The organism is Bacillus sp. VT 712 (genome assembly GCF_001614195.1).
Lineage (GTDB): Bacteria > Bacillota > Bacilli > Bacillales > Bacillaceae_H > Priestia > Priestia flexa.
The window spans coordinates 1-512 of record NZ_LWBK01000102.1 but is presented as its reverse complement, the minus strand read 5'-3'; the positions used below and the strand labels follow the sequence as shown (position 1 = coordinate 512).

The 512-nt window shown below is 48.6% G+C and carries 1 tRNA gene and 1 rRNA gene; both read left to right on the top strand.

The window, feature by feature from the left end:
- Positions 1 to 179, top strand: a 16S ribosomal RNA gene (locus A2U94_RS20180); the annotation flags it as partial.
- A 205-nt stretch (positions 180 to 384) separates the two neighbouring features.
- Positions 385 to 461 (top strand) — tRNA-Ile (locus A2U94_RS20175).
- Positions 462 to 512 lie beyond the last annotated feature (51 nt).

Genomic DNA, 512 nt, shown 5'->3' with positions numbered 1-512 from the left:
GCCGCGGTGAATACGTTCCCGGGCCTTGTACACACCGCCCGTCACACCACGAGAGTTTGTAACACCCGAAGTCGGTGGGGTAACCTTTATGGAGCCAGCCGCCTAAGGTGGGACAGATGATTGGGGTGAAGTCGTAACAAGGTAGCCGTATCGGAAGGTGCGGCTGGATCACCTCCTTTCTAAGGATTTTTACATGAAAAGCGAAGGCGATTGTTTAGTCATGAAAAGCGTTGGAGCTTTTGACAGGAAAACCGTTATTTGGTTTAGTTGACAAAAGTGAAACGATCGAACGACTAGGAGCCGTAGCTAGACAAGACGTACGTTTTGAAGCTTTGTTCAGTTTTGAGAGAATTCTCTCAAATATACAATAAAAGAGTAGAAAATGGGCCTATAGCTCAGCTGGTTAGAGCGCACGCCTGATAAGCGTGAGGTCGGTGGTTCGAGTCCACTTAGGCCCACCATGTATCTACTTTATACCTTATTGGGGCCTTAGCTCAGCTGGGAGAGCGCCT